Source organism: Roseomonas sp. FDAARGOS_362 (assembly GCF_002754815.1).
GTDB lineage: Bacteria > Pseudomonadota > Alphaproteobacteria > Acetobacterales > Acetobacteraceae > Roseomonas > Roseomonas mucosa.
Genome location: NZ_CP024588.1, coordinates 2,373,448 through 2,394,552 on the forward strand (window position 1 = coordinate 2,373,448; position 21,105 = coordinate 2,394,552).

Annotated in this window: 19 protein-coding genes; 7 read left to right on the top strand and 12 right to left on the bottom strand. The window is 73.0% G+C overall.

Annotation, left to right across the window (positions count from 1 at the left end):
* The first annotated feature begins 104 nt into the window (after positions 1-104).
* On the top strand, positions 105-431 hold the full coding sequence (locus tag CTJ15_RS15595; protein ID WP_019461364.1) for a TIGR02300 family protein: 327 nt from the start codon (positions 105-107) through the stop codon (positions 429-431).
* 112 nt (positions 432-543) lie between these two features.
* Here the strand turns inward: CTJ15_RS15595 and CTJ15_RS24850 are convergent, their stop codons facing one another.
* The 6 genes from CTJ15_RS24850 to CTJ15_RS15625 all read right to left on the bottom strand — a co-directional run bounded on the left by CTJ15_RS24850 (position 544) and on the right by CTJ15_RS15625 (position 7,061).
* Positions 544-2,097, bottom strand: coding sequence for a DUF3140 domain-containing protein (locus tag CTJ15_RS24850; RefSeq protein WP_226945952.1), 1,554 nt, complete (start codon positions 2,095-2,097; stop codon positions 544-546).
* A 115-nt stretch (positions 2,098-2,212) separates the two neighbouring features.
* The gene (locus CTJ15_RS15605) at positions 2,213-3,058 is read right to left on the bottom strand and encodes a hypothetical protein (RefSeq protein ID WP_058390045.1); all 846 of its coding nucleotides are present in this window, start codon (positions 3,056-3,058) and stop codon (positions 2,213-2,215) included.
* 11 nt (positions 3,059-3,069) lie between these two features.
* On the bottom strand, positions 3,070-3,909 hold the full coding sequence (locus CTJ15_RS15610) for an NAD(P)-dependent oxidoreductase (RefSeq protein WP_019461361.1): 840 nt from the start codon (positions 3,907-3,909) through the stop codon (positions 3,070-3,072).
* Positions 3,910-4,505: 596 nt separating this feature from the next.
* Positions 4,506-5,072, bottom strand: a complete 567-nt coding sequence (gene rsmD / locus CTJ15_RS15615; RefSeq protein ID WP_099781678.1) for a 16S rRNA (guanine(966)-N(2))-methyltransferase RsmD — start codon at positions 5,070-5,072, stop codon at positions 4,506-4,508.
* Positions 5,073-5,346: 274 nt separating this feature from the next.
* Positions 5,347-6,297: a pseudouridine synthase gene (locus tag CTJ15_RS15620; protein ID WP_075823338.1), complete on the bottom strand. Its 951-nt coding sequence runs from the start codon at positions 6,295-6,297 to the stop codon at positions 5,347-5,349.
* Positions 6,294-7,061: a gamma-glutamyl-gamma-aminobutyrate hydrolase family protein gene (locus CTJ15_RS15625; RefSeq protein ID WP_019461358.1), complete on the bottom strand. Its 768-nt coding sequence runs from the start codon at positions 7,059-7,061 to the stop codon at positions 6,294-6,296. The genes CTJ15_RS15620 and CTJ15_RS15625 overlap by 4 nt, the downstream gene beginning before the upstream one ends.
* 333 nt (positions 7,062-7,394) lie before the next feature.
* Here CTJ15_RS15625 and CTJ15_RS15630 point away from each other — a divergent pair, with 333 nt between their 5' ends.
* The 4 genes from CTJ15_RS15630 (at position 7,395) to CTJ15_RS15645 (ending at position 12,192) form a co-directional block, all read left to right on the top strand.
* The gene (locus CTJ15_RS15630; protein ID WP_075823339.1) at positions 7,395-8,687 is read left to right on the top strand and encodes an aminotransferase class I/II-fold pyridoxal phosphate-dependent enzyme; all 1,293 of its coding nucleotides are present in this window, start codon (positions 7,395-7,397) and stop codon (positions 8,685-8,687) included.
* 96 nt (positions 8,688-8,783) lie between these two features.
* Complete coding sequence (locus CTJ15_RS15635) at positions 8,784-9,236, top strand: nucleoside deaminase (protein ID WP_019461356.1); 453 nt, start codon at positions 8,784-8,786, stop codon at positions 9,234-9,236.
* 216 nt (positions 9,237-9,452) lie between these two features.
* On the top strand, positions 9,453-10,076 hold the full coding sequence (locus CTJ15_RS15640) for a cytochrome b (protein WP_058389375.1): 624 nt from the start codon (positions 9,453-9,455) through the stop codon (positions 10,074-10,076).
* A gap of 280 nt (positions 10,077-10,356) precedes the next feature.
* Positions 10,357-12,192 (top strand): ABC transporter ATP-binding protein, encoded by a 1,836-nt coding sequence (locus tag CTJ15_RS15645; protein WP_019461354.1) that lies wholly within the window; start codon positions 10,357-10,359, stop codon positions 12,190-12,192.
* A gap of 96 nt (positions 12,193-12,288) precedes the next feature.
* Here CTJ15_RS15645 and CTJ15_RS15650 read toward each other — a convergent pair whose 3' ends face one another.
* Positions 12,289-13,131, bottom strand: a complete 843-nt coding sequence (locus CTJ15_RS15650; RefSeq protein WP_058389374.1) for a helix-turn-helix transcriptional regulator — start codon at positions 13,129-13,131, stop codon at positions 12,289-12,291.
* Positions 13,132-13,224: 93 nt separating this feature from the next.
* Between CTJ15_RS15650 and CTJ15_RS15655 the strand changes: the two genes are divergently transcribed.
* On the top strand, positions 13,225-14,133 hold the full coding sequence (locus CTJ15_RS15655) for an SDR family oxidoreductase (RefSeq protein WP_075822953.1): 909 nt from the start codon (positions 13,225-13,227) through the stop codon (positions 14,131-14,133).
* Between the two features lie 45 nt (positions 14,134-14,178).
* On the opposite strand, the gene CTJ15_RS15660 is transcribed toward CTJ15_RS15655, so the two are convergent.
* The 5 genes from CTJ15_RS15660 to CTJ15_RS15680 form a co-directional block, all read right to left on the bottom strand.
* A complete protein-coding gene (locus CTJ15_RS15660) occupies positions 14,179-15,156 on the bottom strand; it encodes a tripartite tricarboxylate transporter substrate binding protein (RefSeq protein WP_075822952.1) in 978 nt (325 codons plus the stop codon).
* Positions 15,157-15,418: 262 nt separating this feature from the next.
* Positions 15,419-16,117 carry a glutathione S-transferase family protein gene (locus tag CTJ15_RS15665; protein ID WP_075822951.1) on the bottom strand — a complete coding sequence of 233 codons (699 nt, stop codon included), beginning with the start codon at positions 16,115-16,117 and terminating at the stop codon, positions 15,419-15,421.
* A gap of 3 nt (positions 16,118-16,120) precedes the next feature.
* A complete protein-coding gene (locus CTJ15_RS15670) occupies positions 16,121-17,098 on the bottom strand; it encodes an SMP-30/gluconolactonase/LRE family protein (RefSeq protein ID WP_075822950.1) in 978 nt (325 codons plus the stop codon).
* Positions 17,099-17,372: 274 nt separating this feature from the next.
* Complete coding sequence (locus CTJ15_RS15675; protein ID WP_099781680.1) at positions 17,373-18,656, bottom strand: M20/M25/M40 family metallo-hydrolase; 1,284 nt, start codon at positions 18,654-18,656, stop codon at positions 17,373-17,375.
* Positions 18,657-18,832: 176 nt separating this feature from the next.
* A complete protein-coding gene (locus CTJ15_RS15680; protein WP_075822978.1) occupies positions 18,833-19,519 on the bottom strand; it encodes an MBL fold metallo-hydrolase in 687 nt (228 codons plus the stop codon).
* Positions 19,520-19,692: 173 nt separating this feature from the next.
* Between CTJ15_RS15680 and thrC the strand changes: the two genes are divergently transcribed.
* Complete coding sequence (gene thrC / locus CTJ15_RS15685) at positions 19,693-21,099, top strand: threonine synthase (protein WP_058390117.1); 1,407 nt, start codon at positions 19,693-19,695, stop codon at positions 21,097-21,099.
* Positions 21,100-21,105 lie beyond the last annotated feature (6 nt).

Consider the following 21,105-nt stretch of genomic DNA (forward strand, 5'->3'; position numbering starts at 1 on the left):
GGGTGCGTGGCAATCGCGCGCCCTCATTGAAGCCCGGCCCCCAAGGCTCCGCGGCAAGCGCGGGGCCTGAGCGGACGTCGGTCAAAGCCAGGACGACTCCATCCATGGTCAAACCCGAACTGGGCACCAAACGCGTTTGCGTGGCCTGCGGCACGAAGTTCTACGACCTCACCCGCACGCCCGCCGTCTGCCCGAAATGCGGCACCGAGCAGCCGGCCGAACAGCCGCGCCTGCGCCGCCCGGCCGCCCCCGTCGAGGACAAGCTGCGTAAGCGCGCGGTGACGCCGGGAACGGAGGCCGAGACGGACGACACGGAGCTCGAGGACGCCGATACCGACGCCGGTCTGGAAGATGCCGAGGACCTGGAGGACGCGGACGAGGATCTCGGCGAGGAGATCGGCGTCGAGAGCGAGAGCGACGAGGAAAGCTGAGCGCCCCGCGCCCGGCCCCGCCCGCCGGGCTCGACCGGGGGGAAGGCCGGCACGCAGCCCGCCTCCCCCAAGCCCTGCACGCCGCCGGTACCTCGCCGGCGGCGTTTTGCTGTCAGCGCTTCCGGCCCGCCGTGCCGCCGCCCCGGCTGCCGGTGGCGCGGCGCGGCGCGGCACCGGAGACAGCGCCCCGCCCCCCGGCACGCGTCGCACCGGTGCCGGCGGCCCTGGCAGTACCGGTCCTGCCGGCACCCGTCCCGGCTTTCGGGCTCCCCGTCTTCGGGGTCCTCGTCTTCGTGGCCGCGGTCTTCGTGGTCGCGGTCTTCGAGGCCGCAGCCTTCGAGGCTGTCGTCTTGCGCGAGGTCGCCTTCGCGGCCGTGCTCCTCGAAGCTGCGGTCTTCCGGGTTGCCGCCTTCGGTGCCGCCTTCGCGGCAGCGGGCTTCGTGGCCGCAGTCTTCCGGGCCGCGGCCTTCGGCGTCGGCTTCCGCGCACCGGATGTCACGGCTCCGGACCGGGCCGAACCGGACTTCGCGGCCGTCTTCGCCGCCGCTCCCCTGGCCGTCGTACCCGCCCCGCGGCCTCCGGCCTTCGCAGTCACGGCCTTCCTCGTGCCGCTCGCCGCGCGGCTGGCGGCCGCGGGCTTCCGCGCCGCCGTGGTCCGGCTCTCTTTCGCCGCCGCGCCGGCCGGGCGCCGCGTGGCGCCGGTGCTTCCGCTGCCCGCCGCCCGTTTCGCCGCCGGCCTGGCGGCCCCGGCCCCCCGGCTACCCGTCTTCGCGGCGCTGGCCCGGGCCGGCGCCTTGCTGACCCCACGGCCGGAGGCGGGTTTCGCCGCGGTGCCCGCACGGGTGCGGCCCGTCCCGGTGGCAACCGTCTTCCGCGTCGCGGCGGCCTTGCTGGCGGAAGCCTTCCGTGCCGTCCCTGTTCCCGTGGCGGGTTTCGCGGATTTCCGGGTCCCGGCACGGGCCGTGCCCTCTTCCGGGGCCTTTGCCGTGGCCCTGGCACGGCTGGCGGCGCTTCGCGGCGCGGCCGTGCGGGCAGGCGCCTTCCGGGTGGCGGTGCGCCGTGCGGCGGGGGCTTCCGGCCGCGGGGCGGCCGGATCGTCTTCCGATCCATCCTCCGGGGCGGGTTCCGGCGCCGGCTTGCGGGCGGCGCGCCTGCGGGGCCTGGGCTTCTCCAGCCGCTCCGCCTCGCCGCCCTCGCCCCGCGCTTCCGCGGGGCTTTCCGGAACCGCTTCCGGAGAATCCTCCTCCGGGGAAGCGGCCTCCGGTTCCGCCTCCGACGGCGCCACGCCCGGCTCGCCGGAACCCCGTCCCGTCTTCACCGGGTCATGCCCCCAGTTCATCAGGCTGAAGCGCCAGCGGCTGTGCTCGATATCCTCCGCCGGCCCCTGGGCGAGATGCCGTCGGACATAGCCGACGACCCGCCGCATCTGCGCCAGCTCGTCCTCGTCCGGCGCGGCCCCGCCGCCGCGTTCCAGCATCTCCAGGATCCACCGGCCCGAATGATGGCCGACGGATTCCGCCTCGCCCTCGTCATGCCAGCCGACTTCCCAGCTTTCCGGCGTGTCGAGCCAGCGGCGCATCTCCTCGGCGGTCATGTTCACCAGATCGCCGAACTCGCGGCGGATGTCGTCGGCATCCTGCGCGTGATCGCTCGCGTGATCGCTCATGGGCTTCCCCTTCTCCTGCCCCCGGATTCTGCCGGAACGCCGGGGAGGGAATCCCGGTTGCCGGGGGCCGGGCGGCACCATGCCTCCCCTTCCTTCCCCGGCAAAGACCGCCGCCTCAGCGCAGGGTCAGGGCAACGCCCCCTTCCATCGTGCTCCCGGGCGGCAGCCAGTCCATGTCGCCATAGGGGATGAGGAAGGCGCGGTTGGGCAGGTCGGTGGCATGGCTCACCGGCTCCAGGCACAGGACCTGCGGCGCGCTGGGGGCATAGAGCTGCAGGTTGCCCGCCCAGCGCCCCTCGCCCGCCAGCCGCAGCCGCGTTTCGCCGAGATCGAATTCCAGCGCCCCGTCCCAGCCGGCATAGTGCCGGTCCTGCCCCAGCCAGCTCTCCTCGCCGCCCGAGATGCCCGCCGTTTCCTCCGTGGCCACCGGCAGGCCCCGCGCATCGGTGCGAACCAGATGCCGCGCCCGGAACGCCACCCGCGTTCCCGGGCGCCGCGCGAACCAGGGATGCCAGCCCGTGCCGAAGGGCATCACCGCCCCGGAGGTGTTGGTGATGGCAAGCCACAGCCGCAGCCCGGCCTCCGTCAGCGCGACATCCAGCACCGCATGGTAGCGGTAGGGCTGGTCAGCCTCCTCCATCCGCTGTTCCAGTCGCAGACTGGCGGCATCGCGCCGCAGCAGCATCCAGGGCCGGTCCCGCCCCAGCCCGTGGATGGCGTTGTGCCCGCGCAGGTCGTTGACCGGGAAGTGATGTTCGCCGCCGTTCCAGCGCAGCAGCCCATCGCCCAGGCGGTTGCACCAGGGCAGCATCAGGAAGGCGCCGGCCTGGCTGCCCACCGCCGCGGCGCCGACGGGCACCGGCGCCAGCACGTCGCGGCCATCGCAGCGCAGGCTGGCGAAGCAGGCCCCCTGCTCCGGCAGCAGCGCCGCCTGCCAGCCGCCCGCTTCGAGACGGATCACGGGGGCGCGGCTCAGCCGAGGGCGAAGGGGTCGCGCGGGCTCGGCGCCTCGCGGCTGTAGCCCGCGGTGGTATAGCCGCCGCCCTGGTAGCGTTCGGAGACCGGATCGGCCTTCTTGCCGCCCACCCGGTCGCGGAAGGGCTCGGCGCTGTCCTCGGGCTTCCAGCCGATGCGGTCGCGGTGATCCTCGCCCCAGAAGCTCGCCGGGTTGTCAGAGGCGCCCCAGATCACGCAATGCCCCGTGCGCTCGGCCAGCACGGCGCGCTCCATCATCCGCGCGAGGTCGCCATAGCTCAGCCAGGTGGAGAGCATGCGCGCATCCACCGGCTCGTCGAAGGAGGAGCCGATGCGGACATTGACGTTCTCCACGCCGTGCTTGTCCCAGTACAGCCGCCCCATCAGCTCGCCGTAGCATTTGCTCAGCCCGTAGAAGCTGTCGGGCCGGAAGGCGCAGTCCGCGTCCAGCTTCGCCTCGCCCTCCGCCGGCCGCTCGTGGAAGCCGATGGAGTGGTTGGAGGAGGCGAAGACCACCCGCGCCTTCTCGCGCCGCGCCGCCTCATAGACGTGATAGACGCCGCGCAGGTTCGGCCCGATCACCGTCTCGAAGGGCAGGTCGGTGCTGGCGCCGCCGAAATGCAGGATGGCGCCGCAGCCCTCCGCCAGCTTCAGCAGCGCGACGCCGTCGGCCAGGTCCATGCGGGTGAAACTCGCCTTCTCCGGCAGCGGGTCGGGGAAGGGCGTCAGGTCGGTCAGCCGCAGGGTCCAGCCCTTGGCCCCCAGTTCCCGCGCCAGCATGCGCCCCAGGTTGCCGGACGCGCCCGTCAGCAGGACGGGCTTGGACGGAATGCTCATGCGCAGAAATCTCCTGGACGGTGCCCGTGGGGCGGCCTCTGTGCGGGACTCGTGCGGCCCTGGTCCGGTGCCCAGGGCCATTGGCCCTATCCTCGCGCGGCCGGCGCGGGGCGTGAAGGCCCCCGGCCACGCCGAATCCACCGCGCGCCGGCGGGACCACCCCAAAGCGCCCAGGCGAAGCCAGAAACCGGAGCCCGGACGGAAAAAGAGCCGGCTGGACCGAAGTCCAGCCGGCTCGAAATGGCCTCCCCTCACGGGGCGACCGGTCGAACGACGATCTGCCGGGAATAGACCGCCGCCGATTTCCGCGGCAGCCGGACCGGAGCCCGACCGCGCAGTGCAGCATTGCACCGGCCCGCCTGACCCGGGCATGGGCCGGCCCTGACAAATCGTTCACGCGGTCCGCCGGCAGACAGGAGAAGCCCGGGCGGCACCCTTCCGCCACACCGTCCCGGCCGGTTCACGATCCCGTTCCAGCCTGCCCTCCGGCGTGGCATCCCCGAGTCCGAGCATTTCCCGGTCCGGGCATTCCCCGGTCCGGGCATTCTCCCGCCTGGAACCCCTGTTCAGGCGGCCCCGTTCAGGCTGCGCCGCGGTCAGGCCCCCGTGTCGCGCAACACCAGGACCCGGGCGGCCCCATGCTCCCGCTCGGCCAGCGGCTCCCAGCCCGGCAGGTCCGGCATGTCCTCCGCCCGGCCGGTTTCCAGGCAGCACAGCGCCCCCGGCGCCACCCAGCCCGCGCCACGCAGCGCCGGCAGCACCATCCCGGGCAGCCCGGCGCCATAGGGCGGATCGAGAAAGATCAGCCCGCAGGCGGATTCGGCCCGGGGAGGACGCGTGGCATCGCCGGCGATGACACGCCCCTCCGTCTCCCCCACCCGGCAGGCGGCCAGATTCGCCCGCAGCACTGCCAGCGCCGCGCGGTCGCGCTCGATGAAGCAGGCCCGCGACGCGCCGCGCGACAGCGCCTCCAGCCCCAGCGCCCCGGTCCCGGCGAAGGCGTCGAGCACAAGCGCGCCCTCCACCCTTTCCCGCCCGCCCCAGGGCGCATGCCACAGCATGTCGAACAGCGCCTGCCGCACCCGGTCCGCCGTCGGCCGCGTCCCCGCCCCCGCCGGTGCCTCCAGCCGCCGCCCGCGCCACCGCCCGGCCACGATCCTCATGGGTGGCGCTTTCCGTTCGGGCCGGGCGCCCCGGGAAGGGCTCCACCCTCCCCGGACCCCACCCGCCCAGGGACGTTGGTCCCTGGGAACCCTGTGCGCGCTCCGCGAGGAGGGGGATTGTTCCGCCGCCTCACCAGGTGGCGACCGGCCGGCCATACCCCCTTCCTCGCGGAGCGCTCATGGCGGGGTCTCGGGGGGATACTATCCCCCTGAGCGGAGGGTCCGGGAGGCAGCGCCTCCCGGTTCCCAGGCTCGAACCGGAAAGCGGCTCCCATCAGGATTCGCCGCGGCGGCGGCCGGTGCCCCAGGGATTGAGGTAGGGGTCGCCGGCGCGGCGGGCACGGGGCGGGCGGCGGCGCTTCTCGGCCTCGGGGGCGGCGTCGGCGGCCTGCGCCGCCAGCTCGCGGCCACGCGGGATGCGGGGCGCGACGTCGAGGCCGAGCTGGTCGCGCATGGTCTTGGCGTTGACCTCCTCGACCGCGCCGCGTGGCAGGCTGCCGAGCTGGAAGGGGCCATAGGCGGTGCGGATCAGCCGCGTCACCTGCAGGCCCAGATGCGCCAGCACGCGGCGCACCTCGCGGTTCTTGCCCTCCTGCAGCGAGACCGTGAGCCAGGCATTCGTCCCCTGGCGCGAATCGAGCCCCGCCTGGATCGGCCCGTACTTCACCCCCTCCACCGTGATGCCCTTGGCCAGCCAGGCCAGCGCCGCCTCGTCCACCCGGCCATGCACCCGGGCGCGGTAGCGGCGGATCCAGCCGTTGGAGGGCAGCTCCAGCTTCCGGGCCAGGGCGCCGTCATTGGTCAGCAGCAGCAGCCCCTCGCTGTTCAGGTCCAGCCGCCCGACCGAGATCAGGCGCGGCAGGCCCGCCGGCAGCTTCTCGAAGACCGTGGGCCGCCCCTGCGGGTCCTTGTGCGTCGTCACCAGCCCATCGGGCTTGTGGTGGCGGAACAGCCGCGTGTGCTCCGGCGCCGCGACCGCCCGCCCGTCCACCGACACCGCATCGCCGGGCGAGACGAAGGTGGCCGGCGTTTCCACCACGCGCCCGCCGAGCTTCACCCGCCCTTCCGCGATCAGCGTCTCCGCGGCGCGGCGGCTGGCGATCCCGGCGCGGGCCAGGAAGCGCGCGATGCGCTCGCCGCGCTCCCCGCCATCTTCCCCGTCGGCCCCGGGCCGGTCGTCCTCCGGCGTCCCGCCGCCGGGCCGGCCGTCCCCCGCCCCCGTCATGCCGTCACCCGCTCCGCCGGGCGAAGCCCGGCGCGCTGGCGGGCCGCCTCGCGGCAGGCCGCCACGAAGGCGCGGAAGATGTCGGGGTCGCGCGGGTCCACCGCGTATTCCGGGTGCCACTGCACGCCCAGGCAGAAGCGGTAGCCGGGGTGCTCGATGGCCTCCACCACGCCGTCCGGCGCCGTCCCGCTCACCACCACGCCCGGCCCGGCGAAGTCCACCGCCTGATGGTGCGAGCTGTTCACCGCCAGCCTCGCGGCGCCGCCGGTCACCCGCGCCAGCAGCGATCCCGGCACCACCGCGACCTCGTGCCCCGGCTCGTCGCGGGGGTTCGGCTGCTCGTGCGGCAGCGCATCGGGGACGGCATCCGGGATGTGCTGGATCAGCGTGCCGCCCAGCGCCACGGCGAGAAGCTGCTCGCCGCCGCAGATGCCCAGCACCGGGATGTCCCGCGCCAGCGCGCCGCGCAGCACCGCCAGCTCGAAGGCCGTCCGCGTCTCCTTCAGCGTCACCGTCCCGTGCCGCTCCGTGGCGCCATAGAGCGCCGGGTCCACGTCGAAGGCGCCGCCCGTGACCACGAGCCCGTCGAGGCGGTCGAGATAGTCCTCCGCCAGCGCCGGCAGGTGCGGCAGCGCGACGGGCAGGCCGCCGGCCCCGGCCACGGCGGCGAGGTAGTTCTGGCGGATGGCGTACCAGGGCAGGTTGGACCAGCCGCCGGCCTCCTCCGCATCCAGGGTCAGGCCGATGAAGGGGCGTGAGGTCATGAGAAGTCCTTGGAGGCGCCGGCAGAGGCTCCGGAGGATGCGCCCGCGAGCCGGGTCCGGCGCAACAGGCGGGCCGCGACCTGCCCCCTGCTCTAGACCAGGATCGGGTCGGGTTGAAGCGTCCAGTCCCGCCGGCATGGCAGGCTCGCCTCCCGGGCCCGTGACGCACGCGGCCGGGCGTGCACGAGGCGGCACGGCGCCCGCATGACAGCGGGGTGCATGACGGAATCCACGACGCGGCGCTTCACCCCCCCGCCCGCGACTGGCTAAGAGGCCCCTGCGGCCGGCCCGACCGGCCAGACGCCTCCGAGAGACGCCCAGAGGGAGCCGGACATGCCCGCCATCGCCGAGTTGAGCGACGCCGAACTCGAAGCCCTGCGCGGCCGCATCCAGGCCGGCTACGATGCCTTCAAGGCGCGCGGCCTGAAGCTCGACATGACGCGCGGCAAGCCGGCGCCGGAACAGCTCTCGCTGACCGAACCCATGCTCGCCTTGCCCGGCAATGGCGACACCACCACCGAGGCCGGCGAGGACGCCCGCAACTACGGCGGCCTCCAGGGCATCGCCGAGGCCCGCGCCCTCTACGCCCCCATCCTGGGCGTGCCTCCCTCCCAGGTCGTGGTCGGCGACAACTCCTCCCTCGCCCTGATGCATGACACGGTGCTGTGGTCGATGGTGAAGGGCGTCCCCGGCGGCGCGCGTCCCTGGGGCCAGGAGGAAGACGTCGCCTTCCTCTGCCCCGTGCCCGGCTATGACCGGCATTTCGTGATCTGCGAGGAATACGGCATCCGCCTGATCCCCGTGCCGCTGACCGGCGAGGGGCCGGACATGGACGAGGTCGAGCGCCTCGCCGCCGATCCCGCGGTCAAGGGCATGTGGTGCGTGCCGAAGTACTCGAACCCGAGCGGCGAGGTCTATTCCGGGGCCGTGATCCGCCGCCTCGCCGCCATGAAGGCCGGCGCGGCGGATTTCCGCCTGTTCTGGGACGATGCCTATGCCGTCCACCACCTGACCGGCACGCGGCACGCCATCGCCAACATCGTGGAACTCTGCGCCGAGGCCGGGAACCCCGACCGTGCCTTCGTCTTCGCCTCGACCTCCAAGGTCACGCTGGCCGGGGCGGGGCTCGCCTTCTTCGCCTCCTCCCCCGCCAACGTCGCCTGGTTCCTCCGCTCCGCCGAGAAGCGCACCATCGGCCCGGACAAGCTGAACCAGCTCCGCCACGTCCGCTTCCTGCGCGACCAGGCCGGCATCGCCGCCCATATGGAGCGCCACCGCGCCCTGATCGCGCCGAAATTCGCCGCGGTGCTGGAGGCGCTGGAAGCCCGCCTCGCCGGCACCGGCGTGGCGCGCTGGACGAAGCCCGAGGGCGGCTACTTCATCAGCCTCGACGCCCGCCCCGGCACGGCGAAGCGCGTCGTCGCCCTGGCAAAGGAGGCCGGGCTGGCGCTGACCCCCGCAGGCTCCACCTGGCCGGGCGGCGCCGACCCGCGGGACAGCAACCTGCGCCTCGCCCCCACCTTTCCCAGCCTGGAGAACGTGCGCCTCGCCTCCGAGGGCATCGCCCTCTGCGTGCTGCTGGCCGGGCTGGAGGCCGAGACGGCGGCTCGTGCCGGCCGCGCCTGAGCCGCCCTGGCCGGCAGACCGCCCCATGCGCCACGCCGGCCATCCCATCGGCCACCCCCTGGCGTATCCCCTGGCCCACCCATCCGGCCACCGGGCATGACCGGCGCGCCGGCGCCGATCGAACTCGCCCTGGCCGAGGCACGCGCCGCCGCCTTGCGGGGCGAGGTGCCGGTGGGCGCGGTGGTCACCGACCCGCGCGGCCTCGTCCTGGCCCGCGCCGGCAACGAGGTGGAGGCCCGCCAGGACCCCTCCGCCCATGCAGAGATCCTGGCGCTGCGCGAAGCCGCCGCCCGGCGCCGCCATAAATGGCTGGCGGACTGCACCCTGACGGTCACGCTGGAACCCTGCCCCATGTGCGCCCAGGCCGCCTCGCTGTTCCGCGTGAAACGGGTGGCCTTCGGCGCCTATGACCCCAAGGGCGGCGGGGTGGAGCACGGCGCCCGGATCTATGCCGCCTCCTCCTGCCACCACGCCCCAGAAGTCGTCGGCGGCCTGCGCGAGACCGAATGCGCGCTATTGCTGCGGGATTTCTTCGCGGAGCGGCGCTGACCGGCCTTTGCCGCACCGCCGGCCACCCCCTTTTCGCGGCGCGGCAACATCCGCCCTTGCACGGAGCGCGGCAGCAGGACATGTACGGCCTGTCATCCAACCTCCATCCTGGCGGCGGCCCCGGCTGCGCGGTTCCATCCGGGCCGCCTGTCCGGACCGCCTGTCCGGGCCGGGCATCCCGCCCGGCGGGCTGCCCATGCAACAGGAGACGCCCCGATGCGAACCCTGCCCTGGCTCGACACCTCCGCCCGTTACGGCCTGGTCAGCCGGGCGCTGCACTGGGGCATGGCCCTGCTCTTCGCCTGGCAGTTCGCCGGCATGGTGGTGAAGGTCACGGCCGGGCGCACCCCGCTCACCGCCTTCCTGGTCGGCACCCATGCCAGCGTCGGCGCCCTGCTCTTCCTGCTGATCCTGCTGCGCGGCGCCTGGGGCCTGTACAACCTGCGCCGCCGCCCGCCGCACGAGCCCGGCCCGCTCGGCCTCGCCGCCCGCCTCGGCCACCTCGCCCTCTATGCCCTGATGCTGGCCGTCCCCGCCCTGGCTCTGCTGCGGCAATACGGCTCGGGCCGCGCCTTCGCACCCTTCGGCATCCCGCTCTGGCCCGCTTCCGGCGAGCGGATCGAGGCGTTGGTCGCCCCCGCCAACACGGCGCACGGCCTCCTGGCCTGGACGCTCCTGGCCCTGATCGGCGGCCACATCGCCATGGTGCTGCTCCACCGCTTTCTCTGGCGCGACGGCGTCCTCGCCCGCATGGCCGGCCGCGCCCGCGGGGCGCATCCCGCGCCGGCCTCCCCCGGCCAGGAACCCGTGCGCATCCTAGCCGGGGCGAGGCGCGGCTGACGGACAGGCGGCGGCAGGCCCGCCAAGGCACGGCCCGAAGCACGACAAGGTGAACTTGCGACTCGCCCGCGCCTCGTTCTAACGTGACCTCCTCGTCACCTCGGCCAAAAGGAGGGCTGCATGGTTTGCTACCGCCATCGTCGTGGCCCCCTGATGGCCTCGCGCGTGTCCCGCAAAACCGACACGCCGCGGGGCTGAAGCCTCCCGGGAAAGCCCGGAGCCAGCCTCGCCATCCTGGCGGCCCGATGCCGCCTTCCTGAACTTCGTGCCGAGGAACGCCGTGCCCCCGCATGGCGTGCATGACATCGTGTCTTCCGAGAACCACGCCGGACAACGGCGCGCGCATCCCATCCGGGATGTCCTGAACTTCGTCCTCCAGGGCTGGGCGCGACAGCGCCGCCTCGTCGCCGCCATCGGCACCGCCATGCTGGCCGCGACCCTGGCGGACCTGCTGGTGCCGATCTTCGCCGGCCGCCTGGTCGACGCCGCCGCCCTGGCGGACCGCGACCTCGCCCTGCGCGCCATGCTGGCCGCGCTGGCGGCGCTCGCCCTGCTCGGCCTCGCCGCGCTGGCACTGCGCCACATCGCCTTCCTCGCCATCATCCGCATGACCCTGCGCGCGATGGTCGAGGCGACGGAGCGCAGCTTCGCCCGCGTGCAGCGCTTCTCCGCCGACTGGCACGCCGGCAGCTTCGCCGGCTCCACCGTGCGCCAGATCACCCGCGGGATGAGCGCGCTCGACCTGCTGCACGACACCATCCTGGTGGCGCTGCTGCCGGCGCTGGTGGTGCTCGTCGGTGCCACGCTGCTGCTCGGCTGGCGCTGGCCGCTGATGGGGCTCGTGGTCGGCCTTGGTGCCACCCTGCACATCACGCTGACCCTGTCGATGAACCTGGGCTGGGTGGCGCCCGCCGCGCGCCGCTCCAACGCCTGGGACACGCGGCTGGGCGGCACGCTGGCCGATGCGGTCGGCGCCAACGCGGTGGTCAAGGCCTTTGGCGCCGAACCGCGCGAGGATGCCCGCACCGCCCGCATCCTGCGCCGCTGGCGCGACCGCACCCGCGCGACCTGGGTGCGCGCGACCTGGAGCGGCACCGCCCAGACCGCCGCGATGCTGCTGCTGCGCATCGGCACGATCGGCATGGCCGTCTGGCTGTGGTGGCACGGACAGGCCACGCCGGGCGACCTCGCCACGGTGCTCGCCATGTTCTTCGTGGTGCAGGGCTACCTGCGCGACATCGGCTACCACATCAACAACCTCCGCCGCTCGGTGAACGACATGGAGGAGATGGTGGCGATCCTGGCCCTGCCGCTCGGTGTCGCCGACCGCCCCGGCGCGCGCGCCATCGACGTGCGGGAAGGCCGCATCGAGTTCGACCGCGTCACCTTCCACTACGGCCGCCACACCACCCCGCTCTACCGCGACTTCTCGCTCACCATCCAGGCGGGCGAGCGTGTCGGGCTGGTCGGCCACTCCGGTTCCGGCAAGACCACCTTCGTGAAGCTGATCCAGCGGCTGCACGACGTGAGCGGCGGCCGCATCCTGATCGACGGCCAGGACGTCGCCGCCGTCACGCAGGAATCGCTGCGCCGGAACATCGCCATCGTGCAGCAGGAGCCGGTGCTGTTCCACCGCTCGCTGGCCGAGAACATCGCCTATGGCCGCCCCGGCGCCACGCGCGCGGAGATCGAGCGCGCCGCGCAGCTCGCCAATGCGCACGGCTTCATCGCCCGCCTGCCGGAAGGCTATGCCACCACGGTCGGCGAGCGCGGCGTGAAGCTGTCGGGCGGCGAGCGCCAGCGCGTCGCCCTGGCCCGCGCCTTCCTGGCCGACGCCCCGATCCTGATCCTCGACGAGGCCACCTCGGCCCTGGATTCGGAATCCGAGGCGCTGATCCAGGAAGCGGTGGAACGGCTGATGCACGACCGCACCACCATCGTCATCGCCCACCGCCTCTCCACCGTCCGCGCCCTGGACCGCATCCTGGTCTTCGACCACGGCCAGGTCGTGGAGGAAGGCCGCCACGAGACCCTGGTCCGCCGCGAGGACGGCATCTACCGCCGCCTCTTCGAACGCCAGGCCCTGGAACTGGCGCGCGGCCTGATGGCGGAGTGATCCGGGTGGCCATCCTTCCCTGCCCGGCCCCCCTTGCCCGGCCCCGGTCCATCCGTGGGGAAGGCGGCCGCCCGGACATCCCGTTCAGCGTGCCGCTCAGCCCGGGGCGGCGCGCGGCGCCTCGATCAGCGCCCTGATCCGCTCCCTGTCCGCGGGCAGGACAGGGTTGTGGACCAGCAGCCAGAGATCGGGCCGGCCATCCACGGCGAAGCTGGACAGCTCCAGGGTAATCCGGCCCAGCACCGGGTGCCGCAGGTGCTTGAAGCCCTCGCCATGGCTGCGGACATCGTTGTCGCGCCACATGGCCGCGAATTCCGGGCTGGTCCGGCAGAGCTCCTCCGCCAGCGCCCGCACCTCCTCCACCGCGCCGGCGCGCGCCGCATCCGCCCGGAACGACCCCACCACGAAGCGGGCCACGCCCTCCCAGTCATCCTGCGCGGCACGGACACGCGGATCGCCGAAGAGAAGGCGCAGGACATTGCGCTGCCCTGGCGGGAGCAGGCTGTAGTCCGTCAGCATCACCGCCGTCGCCCGGTTCCAGGCGACCACGTCCCAGGTGGCCGTCCTGATGATCGCCAGCCCGGGCTCCAGCGCATCCAGCACGCGCTGCAACCGCGGCGTGATGCCCTCTGCCGCCCGGTAGCGTGCCTCCGGCGGCCGGCCCAGCCCCAGCAGGAACAGGTGCTCGCGCTCGACCTCCGTGAGCATCAGGGCCTGCGACAGCCGGTCAAGCACCTGGGGCGAGGCCGCGCCGCCACGCCCCTGCTCCAGCCAGGTGTACCAGGCCGGGCTGATATGGGCGCGCAACGCCACTTCCTCCCGCCGCAGCCCCGGGGTCCGGCGCCGCGTCCCCGGCAGGCCACAGGCCGCCGGGTCGAGCCTGGTGCGACGGTCCTTCAGATAGGCGCCCAGCGTCATTCCGCCGGCCGGCGTGCTCATCCTGACAGTCATTATACCACGATGATCTCACGGCTTTACCACGATGGAGACTGGGCCAAGTCTCGCCCACGACCAAGATCTGGAGATTGTCCCATGCGTATCTTCGTGACCGGCGCGACGGGTTTCGTGGGTTCCGCCGTGGTCCGGGAACTCATCGGCGCCGGGCACCGGGTGCTCGGCATGGCCCGTTCGGAGGACGGCGCCCGGGCCGTCGCCGCCATGGGAGCCGAGGTGCATCGCGGCACGCTGGAGGATGCCGAGAGCCTGCGCGGCGCCGCCGCCTCGGCGGACGGCGTCATCCACACCGCCTTCATCCACGACTTCTCGCGCTTCCAGGAGAACAGCGAGATCGACCGCCGCGCCATCGCGGCGCTTGGCGCCGCGCTGCGGGGCTCCGGGCGGCCCCTGATCGTCACCTCCGGGATGGCGCATCTGGCGAAGGGCCGGCTCGCGACCGAGGACGACACCCCGCCTCCCCCGACGCCCCATTTCCCCCGCGCCTCCGAAGCGGCCGCCGCCGCGCTCGCGGCAGAGGGCGTGCGCGTCGCGGTGATGCGCCTGCCGCCATCGGTGCATGGCGACGGGGACCACGGCTTCGTGCCGATCCTGCATCGCATCGCCCGCGAGAAAGGCCGGTCCGCCTTTATCGGCAAAGGACTCAACCGCTGGCCCGCCGTGCACCGCCTGGATGCCGCCCGCGCCTTCAGGCTGGCGATCGAGCATGGGTCCCGGGGCGATGCTCCACCGGGCGAGCGCTATCACGCAGTGGCCGAGGAAGGCGTGCCGTTCCACGGGATCGCCGAGGCCATCGGCCGCCAGCTCGGCCTGCCCGCCGCCGCCCTGCCCCCGGGGGAGGCCGCCGGGCACTTCGCTTGGTTCGCGGCCTTCGCCGGCATGGACGCGCCGGCCTCGAGCGAGCGGACCCGGGCGCTGCTGGACTGGGCGCCGGCGCAGCCAGGCCTGCTCGCCGATATCGGTCGGCCCGGCTATTTCGGCGGCTGAGGCAGCCGCAGGGCGGCCCGCGGTCTGGCGTGGGCCACCTCCAGGCTAGCTATCCAGCCGGATGCCGAGTTCCTTGATCAGCGGCCGCCAGCGCCCGCTTTCCTTCGCCACGAAGGCGCTGAAGGCGGCCGGCGACAGGGCCGAGGTCTCGATGCCCAGGGCACTCATGCGCGATTGCACGATGTCGCTGCGCACGGTGTCGTTCAGCGCGGCGTTCAGCTTCGCGACAAGGTCCGGCGGCGTGGCCGCCGGCACCGAAAGCCCTTGCCAGCCATAGGCCACCGCATCCGCATAGCCGAGCTCCAGCGCCGTCGGCACCTCCGGCGCCGCCCGGGAACGCGCCTCGCCCATCACCAGCAGCGCCCGCGCCTTGCCGTCGCGCAGGAAGGGGATGCCCGTCGCGCAGTCCACCACCACGCAGTCCACGCTGCCCGCGATCAGGTCCTGCATCGCCGCCGGTGCGCCGCGATAGGGCACGTGCACCGCCGGGAAGTTCCCCGCCCGCCGCCGCAGCATCTCCATCGCCAGATGGTGCGGCGAGGCCACGCCCGCCGTGCCATAGGTCGGCGGGTCCTTCGGCGCCGCGGCCAGGAAATCCGCGAAGCCCTTTGCCGGATCGTCGGGCCGCACCACCAGGAAGAGCGGAAAGCGCCCGATGAACCCCACCCCGGTCAGGTCGCGGTCCGGGTCATAGGGCAGCTTCGCATAGAGTGCCGGGTTGTAGACGAGGTTCCCGTTGTCCGTATGCAGCCAGGTATAGCCATCCGGCGCGGCATGGCTCACCACCTCGCTGGCCAGCACCGCGCCCCCGCCGGGCCGGTTCTCCACCACCACGTTCTGCCCCAGCGCCGCGCCCATGCCCGCGCCGATCAGCCGCGCGAAGACATCCGACGCCCCGCCCGGGGGATAGCCCACCACCCAGCGCAACGGATGCTCCGGCCAGCCCGCCGCCCGCACCTTCCTGGCACCCGCCAGCGATGCCGCCCCCAGCAATCCCAAACCCAGCCCGCGTCGTCCCAGCATCGGTCCCTGCCTCGCCAACCTGTTCAGCTTATCGCATGGCGGGCGCTCGCACATGGCGTGCCAGAGCGGCGCATTCCCTCCGGCACACAGGTTCCCTTCGGCAGCACCTCTCCCCGGGAGAGGCGCCGCCTCTCCCGGACCCTCTCCGCCGGGGGGACCGAAGCCGGTTCCCGGACCCCGGGGCAGGGTTGGCCCTGGTGGTTGCCGTCATCGCGGCGTCCGATTCTTGGGAACAGGCGGAAAGGCGGGGCGCCCGAGAACGTCAGCCCCGCTCCGCCGCCGGCACCGCCCGCGCCACGCCGCCGAAGGCATCGAGCAGCCGTCCGCGCCAGGCATGCAGCACGTCCTCCGGAGCCAGCAGCGGCAGCGGGCTCACCACCCGCGCCCACTGGAAGCCGGAGAAGGCGATGTAGTCCCCCGCGCCCGGCGTGGCGCCATGCAGGAAGGGCCGGTCCGACAGCGTCAGCCGCAGCGGCCGCAGCCCGGCGCGGAAGCCTTCCAGCCGTTCCTCCCGCCCCGCCGTCACCTCCGCCAGCGGCTTGCCGAAACGCGCCTCGCGCGTGCGGACGAAATACGCCCGGTCCTCGGGATCGAGCAGCGCCGGGATGTCGGACACGATCAGCACCGCGATCGTCGGGTTCAGCACCGTATCCGCCCAGTGCGCCACGAAGCGCGCCAGCGCCCGCCCGCCCTCGCCGCCGAAGAGGCTGGCATGGCCCGGATAGCGGTCCTCCAGATATTCCAGGATCGCCCAGGAATCATGCACGGTGCGTGTCCCGTCGCGCAGCACCGGCACCTTGTCCGTGCCCGCATCGGCGATCGCCGCCTTCTCGGTGAAGCGCCAGGGCAGGCTCTCATGCGGCAGCCCCTTGTGCAGCAGCGCCAACCGCGCCCGCCAGCAATAGGGGCTGAAGACCCGCGCCGGATCGCTGCCGCACAACTCATGCAAACGGATCGCCATGCCTCAGCACCCCCGCGTGTTGACGAAAACGCTGTACAGCGAACGGCACCCCGCCATGAAGAGCCGGTTCCGCCGCCACCCGCCGAAGGCGACATTGGCCACCCGCTCCGGCAGGTCGACATGCCCGATCGGCGCGCCGCTGGCGTTGAACACCCGCACCCCGTCCAGCCCGTCGCGCCCCATGCCCCAGCCGCACCAGAGATTGCCGTCCTCGTCCACGCGGAACCCGTCCGGCGTGCCGTCCGCCTCGGCCTCGACCAGCACCCGCGCCTCGCCCAGCGAAACGCCGCCCGCCCGCACCGGATAGCTCAGGATCTGCCGCGGCTCGGCGCGCGAGGCAACGAGGTAGAGCAGCCCCTCATCCGGCGAGAAGGCCAGCCCGTTCGGCCCCGGCACACCCTCCGCCACCTTGCGCAGCGTGCCCCGCGACGGATCGGCGCAGTACACGGCGGCGGGGATCTCCGACTCCGCACGCTCGCCCTCGTAATCGCCGCCAATGCCGAAAAGCGGGTCGGTGAACCAGATCGTGCCGTCCGACCGCACCACCACGTCGTTCGGCGAGTTCAGCCGCTTCCCCTCGAAACCATCGGCGATCACCGTGATCCGCCCGTCATGCTCCGTCCGCGTCACCCGCCGCGCGCCGTGCTCGCAGGTGACGAGCCGCCCCTCGCGGTCGCGGGTATTGCCGTTGGCGAAGTTCGAAGGCTTGCGGAACACGCTGACGCCACCCGTCTCCTCGTCCCAGCGCAGGATGCGGTTGTTCGGGATGTCGGAGAAGAGCAGGCAGCGATGGTCGCCGAACCAGACCGGCCCCTCGCCCCAGCGCAGCCCGCCGCACAGCTTCTCCACCGCCGCGTTCATCACCCGGTACTTCGCGAATCCCGGGTCGAGATCCCGCAGCCGCGCATCCGGATAGCGCGGCGAGGCCACCCAGGGTGTCTCGTTCGCCCTGTCCGCTTCCGGCGCCGTTCCACCGCTCATGCCCACCTCCCCATACCCCTCTTTCATCTCCGCCGTCCCGCCGGAGCGGCACGGAAGACCGCAAGTCCGGGACGCAACCCCCGCCGCGAACGCCACGTTTCCCCTCCGCAGACAATCGAGAGGAAACGATGCGCGGCATCCTTCTGTGGCTGATCGGGATCCCGATCCCGGTGATCATCCTGCTGTGGCTGTTCGGCGTTCTGCACTGAGGCAGAGCCGGCGGAAAGGGTGGGCCTGACGGTCCGCCCTTCCCATCTCCCGGCGCGCCCCGCCGTCACCCCGCCAGGCCAGCCACCGACACGATGATGCCCAGCGCCGTGGCAATCCCCTTCGCGCTTTCCTCCGGCGCCACGTCGATCCATTCCTCCAGCGAGTGCGCCCGCCCACCCTTGCCGCCCGAGGCCACGGTGACCGCCGGAATGCCCAGGCTGATCGGGATGTTGCTGTCCGTCGAGGACGCTTCCAGCTTCGGCGCATAGCCTCGCGCCGCGATCACCGCCTCCGCCAGCCGCACGATCCGCGCCTCGCGCGGCGTCGTCCCCGCTGGCCGGTCGCCCACCTGCCTCACCTCGACCTGGATGCCGCCGCGCTTCACGTCGCGCGCCGCATTCTCGTCCGCCGCCGCCTGCGGCAGCGTGGCCAGGAAGCGCTCCTCCAGCCGCGCCAGTTCCTCGGCGGATTCCGACCGCAGGTCCACCTCCATCCAGGCCTCCTCCGGAATGGCGTTGATCGAGGTGCCGCCGCCGATCTTGCCGATGGAGAAGGTGGTGCGCGGCACCGGCGGCACGCGGATGCGCGACAGGTCGTCCGCCGCCCGCGCCAGCGCGAAGACCGGGTTCACCAGGCCGAAGGCGCCGAAGGAATGCCCGCCCGGCCCGCGGAAGCTGACGCGGTAGCGCTTGCTCCCCACAGCCCCCACGGTCAGCCGCGCCGTCTCCAGGCTGTCCACCGCCACGAAGGCCGCCACCCTGTCACGCAGCGGATGCTCGCGGAAGAAGCTCTTCACCCCCCGCAGGTCGCCCGCCCCCTCCTCGCCCACCGAGGCCAGCACCAGGATTCCCGCCTTCGTCCGGATGCCCGCCGCATCCAGCGCCCGCAGGATGGCGAGCTTCACCGCCAGGCCGCGGCTGTTATCCCCCACTCCCGGCCCGCGCAGCACCGTGCCCTCGCGCTTCACGGTCACGTCCGTCCCCTCGGGGAACACCGTGTCGAGATGCGAGCAGATCACCACCAGCCCCGCCTGCGGGTCGGTGCCGGGCCGCAGCGCGGTGACGTTGCCCTCCGCGTCCCGCGCCACATCCGCGAGCCCCTGCGCCCGCAGCATCTCCCCATAGGCCGCCGCCCGCCTCGCCTCGCCAAAGGGTGGCGAGGCGATCTCGGCGATGCGGATGATCTCCGACACCGTGCGCTCATGGTCCTGCCGCACGAAGGCATCCGCCTTGCGGAACGCCTCGCCGGACAGCAGCCGCGTCACCTCGCCCGCCACCTCCGGCCCACCTTCCGAGACCAGGGCCTCCCGCAGCGCAGGCAACATGGCAGGCGGGGAAAGCTCGTTCATGGCAGGGGCCTCCGGAATTCCGGGCGCGGAGGCTCCGCCCGTTGCCCGGCCCGGTCAAGGCCAGGCAACCTCCGGTCCGCGCCCGACCGGCGCCGCCGCTCCGTCCCCGGGGTGGAAAGGCCCTGCCTTTCCCCCGGCGGGCGGCCACAGGGCGCAACGCCGCCCGTATCACGCCCTCAGCGCGACTGCTCCAGCACATAGACATGCGGCGCATCCGCCGGCAGCGTCTCCGGCGTCAGTTCCAGGCTCGGCCCGCCGACCCGCGTTACCCGTCCCGGCGGCACCCGCGCCAGGAAGGTCTCGACCGGCTCGATCGGCAGGATGCCGCGCGGGTTGTAATAGTGCATCGGGATGACCACCCGCGGCCCGATGGCCTCGATCGCCGCGTCCAGGTCGTCCAGCGCGATGGTCGCATGCGCGCCGGTCAGCGCCAGCAGGATGTCCACCTGCCCGCGCAGCGCCTCCAGCTGCCTCGGGTCCACCGGGTTGCCGATATCGCCCATGTGCAGCACCCGCAGCCCGCCCAGGGTGAAGTGGTAGAGCGCATTGGCATCCGGGTCCCGCCCCGCCGCCGCCTGGAAGTCGAAGGTCAGGCTCTCATAGGCCGGAAAGGAGCGGACCGGGATGCCCAGCACCTCCACCCCCTCGGGCGGCAGCTCCAGCGTGTTGATCACCACCGGCTCGCCCCGGATATGGCTGGGGTCGGAATGGAACTCGTCGGTGGCCGAGCTCATCAGCACCAGGTCCGCCGGCTCGTCGATCGGGTCGAAGCGGCTGAGCGGCGGCTTGTAGGGATCGGTGATCACCACCACCCCATCCGCCTCCAGCCGGAAGCTCGCATGCGCGTAGAACGTGATCTTCACGATTCCCTCCGCTCCATCCAGGACCGTTTCCGGGGCGGCCTCCCGCCCGGACCCCTCCCATAACGGCCCACCCCGGCCTTCGTCCCGGAATCTTCGGTGAAGCCGCGTCCCGCGTCCCACCCCCCTCATCCCGCATGGCTTCCTGCCGCCCACCCGGCTATACGCTGCCTCCCATGCGATACGTCTCCACCCGCGGCGAGGCTCCGGCCCGCGACTTCCCGGGCGTCCTGCTCGCCGGCCTGGCCGAGGATGGCGGCCTCTTCGTCCCCGAGACCTGGCCCTCGCTCTCCGCCGCCGAATGGCGCGCGATGCGCGGCCTGCCCTATCCGGAACTGGCCGCGCGCATCGTCGGCCTCTTCACCGGCGGCACGATCCCGGACGCCGCCCTGCGCCGCATGACGGAGGAGGCCTACGCCTCCTTCAACCATCCCGCCATCGCCCCGCTGGTGCAGCTCGACACCCGCAGCTTCGCGCTGGAGCTCTTCCACGGCCCCACGCTCGCCTTCAAGGACATGGCGATGCAGCTCCTGGGCCGGCTCTTCGACCATGTCCTGGCCGAGCGTGGCGAGCGCGTGACCATCGTCGGCGCCACCTCCGGTGACACCGGCTCCGCCGCCATCGAGGCCTGCCGCGACCGCGCCAACATCGACATCGTCATCCTGCACCCGCAGGGCCGCACCTCCGAGGTGCAGCGCCGGCAGATGACCACCGTCCTCGCCTCCAACGTCCACAACCTGGCCGTGGAAGGCGATTTCGACACCTGCCAGGATCTCGTGAAGGCGATGTTCGCCGACGCCCCCTTCCGGCGGGAGATGAACCTTTCCGCGGTGAACTCGATCAACTGGGCCCGCGTCGCCGCCCAGATCCCCTACTACGCCTATGCCGCCCTGGCGCTCGGCGCCCCCGACCGCCCGGTCGCCGTCTCCGTCCCCACCGGCAATTTCGGCAATGTGCTGGCCGCCTGGGCGGCCCGGAAGATGGGCCTGCCGATCGAGCGGCTGATCATCTCCTCCAACCGCAACGACATCCTGCCGCGCTTCTTCACGGCCAATGACATGTCCGCCCGGCCGGTGGAGCCCTCCCTCTCCCCCAGCATGGACATCCAGGTCTCCTCGAACTTCGAGCGCCTGCTCTTCGAGCTCCTGGACCGCGACCCCGCCGCCACCGCCCAGGCCATGCGCGGCTTCCGCGAAACCGGCCGCATGCCCGTCCCCGATGCCGCCTGGCAGCGCGCGGCGGAACTCTTCCGCGGCGTCGCCCTGGACGACGAGGGCACGCTGCGGGAGATGCGCCGCGTCCACGCCACCACCGGCTGGCTGCCCGACCCGCACAGCGCCACCGCCACCTACGCCGCCCGCGCCCTGGCGCCCGAGGACCCGGCGATCCCGGTGATCGTCGCCGCCACTGCCCACCCCGCGAAATTCCCCGACGCGGCGGAACAGGCAGTCGGCTTCCGCCCCGCCCTCCCCCCGCACCTCGCCGACCTCTTCACCCGCGAGGAACGCCTGGAACTCCTCCCCGGCGATCTCGCCCAGGTCGAGGGCGCCGTCCGCCGCCACGCGCGCCGCAACCGGGCCTGAACCCTC

Coding starts and splice junctions, on each gene's coding strand:
- CTJ15_RS15595 (WP_019461364.1), top strand. CDS start 105: ATGGTCAAACCCGAACTGGGCACCAAACGCGTTTGCGTGGCCTGCGGC.
- CTJ15_RS24850 (WP_226945952.1), bottom strand. CDS start 2,097: ATGAGCGATCACGCGAGCGATCACGCGCAGGATGCCGACGACATCCGC.
- CTJ15_RS15610 (WP_019461361.1), bottom strand. CDS start 3,909: ATGAGCATTCCGTCCAAGCCCGTCCTGCTGACGGGCGCGTCCGGCAAC.
- rsmD (WP_099781678.1), bottom strand. CDS start 5,072: ATGAGGATCGTGGCCGGGCGGTGGCGCGGGCGGCGGCTGGAGGCACCG.
- CTJ15_RS15620 (WP_075823338.1), bottom strand. CDS start 6,297: ATGACGGGGGCGGGGGACGGCCGGCCCGGCGGCGGGACGCCGGAGGAC.
- CTJ15_RS15625 (WP_019461358.1), bottom strand. CDS start 7,061: ATGACCTCACGCCCCTTCATCGGCCTGACCCTGGATGCGGAGGAGGCC.
- CTJ15_RS15630 (WP_075823339.1), top strand. CDS start 7,395: ATGCCCGCCATCGCCGAGTTGAGCGACGCCGAACTCGAAGCCCTGCGC.
- CTJ15_RS15635 (WP_019461356.1), top strand. CDS start 8,784: ATGACCGGCGCGCCGGCGCCGATCGAACTCGCCCTGGCCGAGGCACGC.
- CTJ15_RS15640 (WP_058389375.1), top strand. CDS start 9,453: ATGCGAACCCTGCCCTGGCTCGACACCTCCGCCCGTTACGGCCTGGTC.
- CTJ15_RS15650 (WP_058389374.1), bottom strand. CDS start 13,131: ATGAGCACGCCGGCCGGCGGAATGACGCTGGGCGCCTATCTGAAGGAC.
- CTJ15_RS15655 (WP_075822953.1), top strand. CDS start 13,225: ATGCGTATCTTCGTGACCGGCGCGACGGGTTTCGTGGGTTCCGCCGTG.
- CTJ15_RS15660 (WP_075822952.1), bottom strand. CDS start 15,156: ATGCTGGGACGACGCGGGCTGGGTTTGGGATTGCTGGGGGCGGCATCG.
- CTJ15_RS15665 (WP_075822951.1), bottom strand. CDS start 16,117: ATGGCGATCCGTTTGCATGAGTTGTGCGGCAGCGATCCGGCGCGGGTC.
- CTJ15_RS15670 (WP_075822950.1), bottom strand. CDS start 17,098: ATGAGCGGTGGAACGGCGCCGGAAGCGGACAGGGCGAACGAGACACCC.
- CTJ15_RS15675 (WP_099781680.1), bottom strand. CDS start 18,656: ATGAACGAGCTTTCCCCGCCTGCCATGTTGCCTGCGCTGCGGGAGGCC.
- thrC (WP_058390117.1), top strand. CDS start 19,693: ATGCGATACGTCTCCACCCGCGGCGAGGCTCCGGCCCGCGACTTCCCG.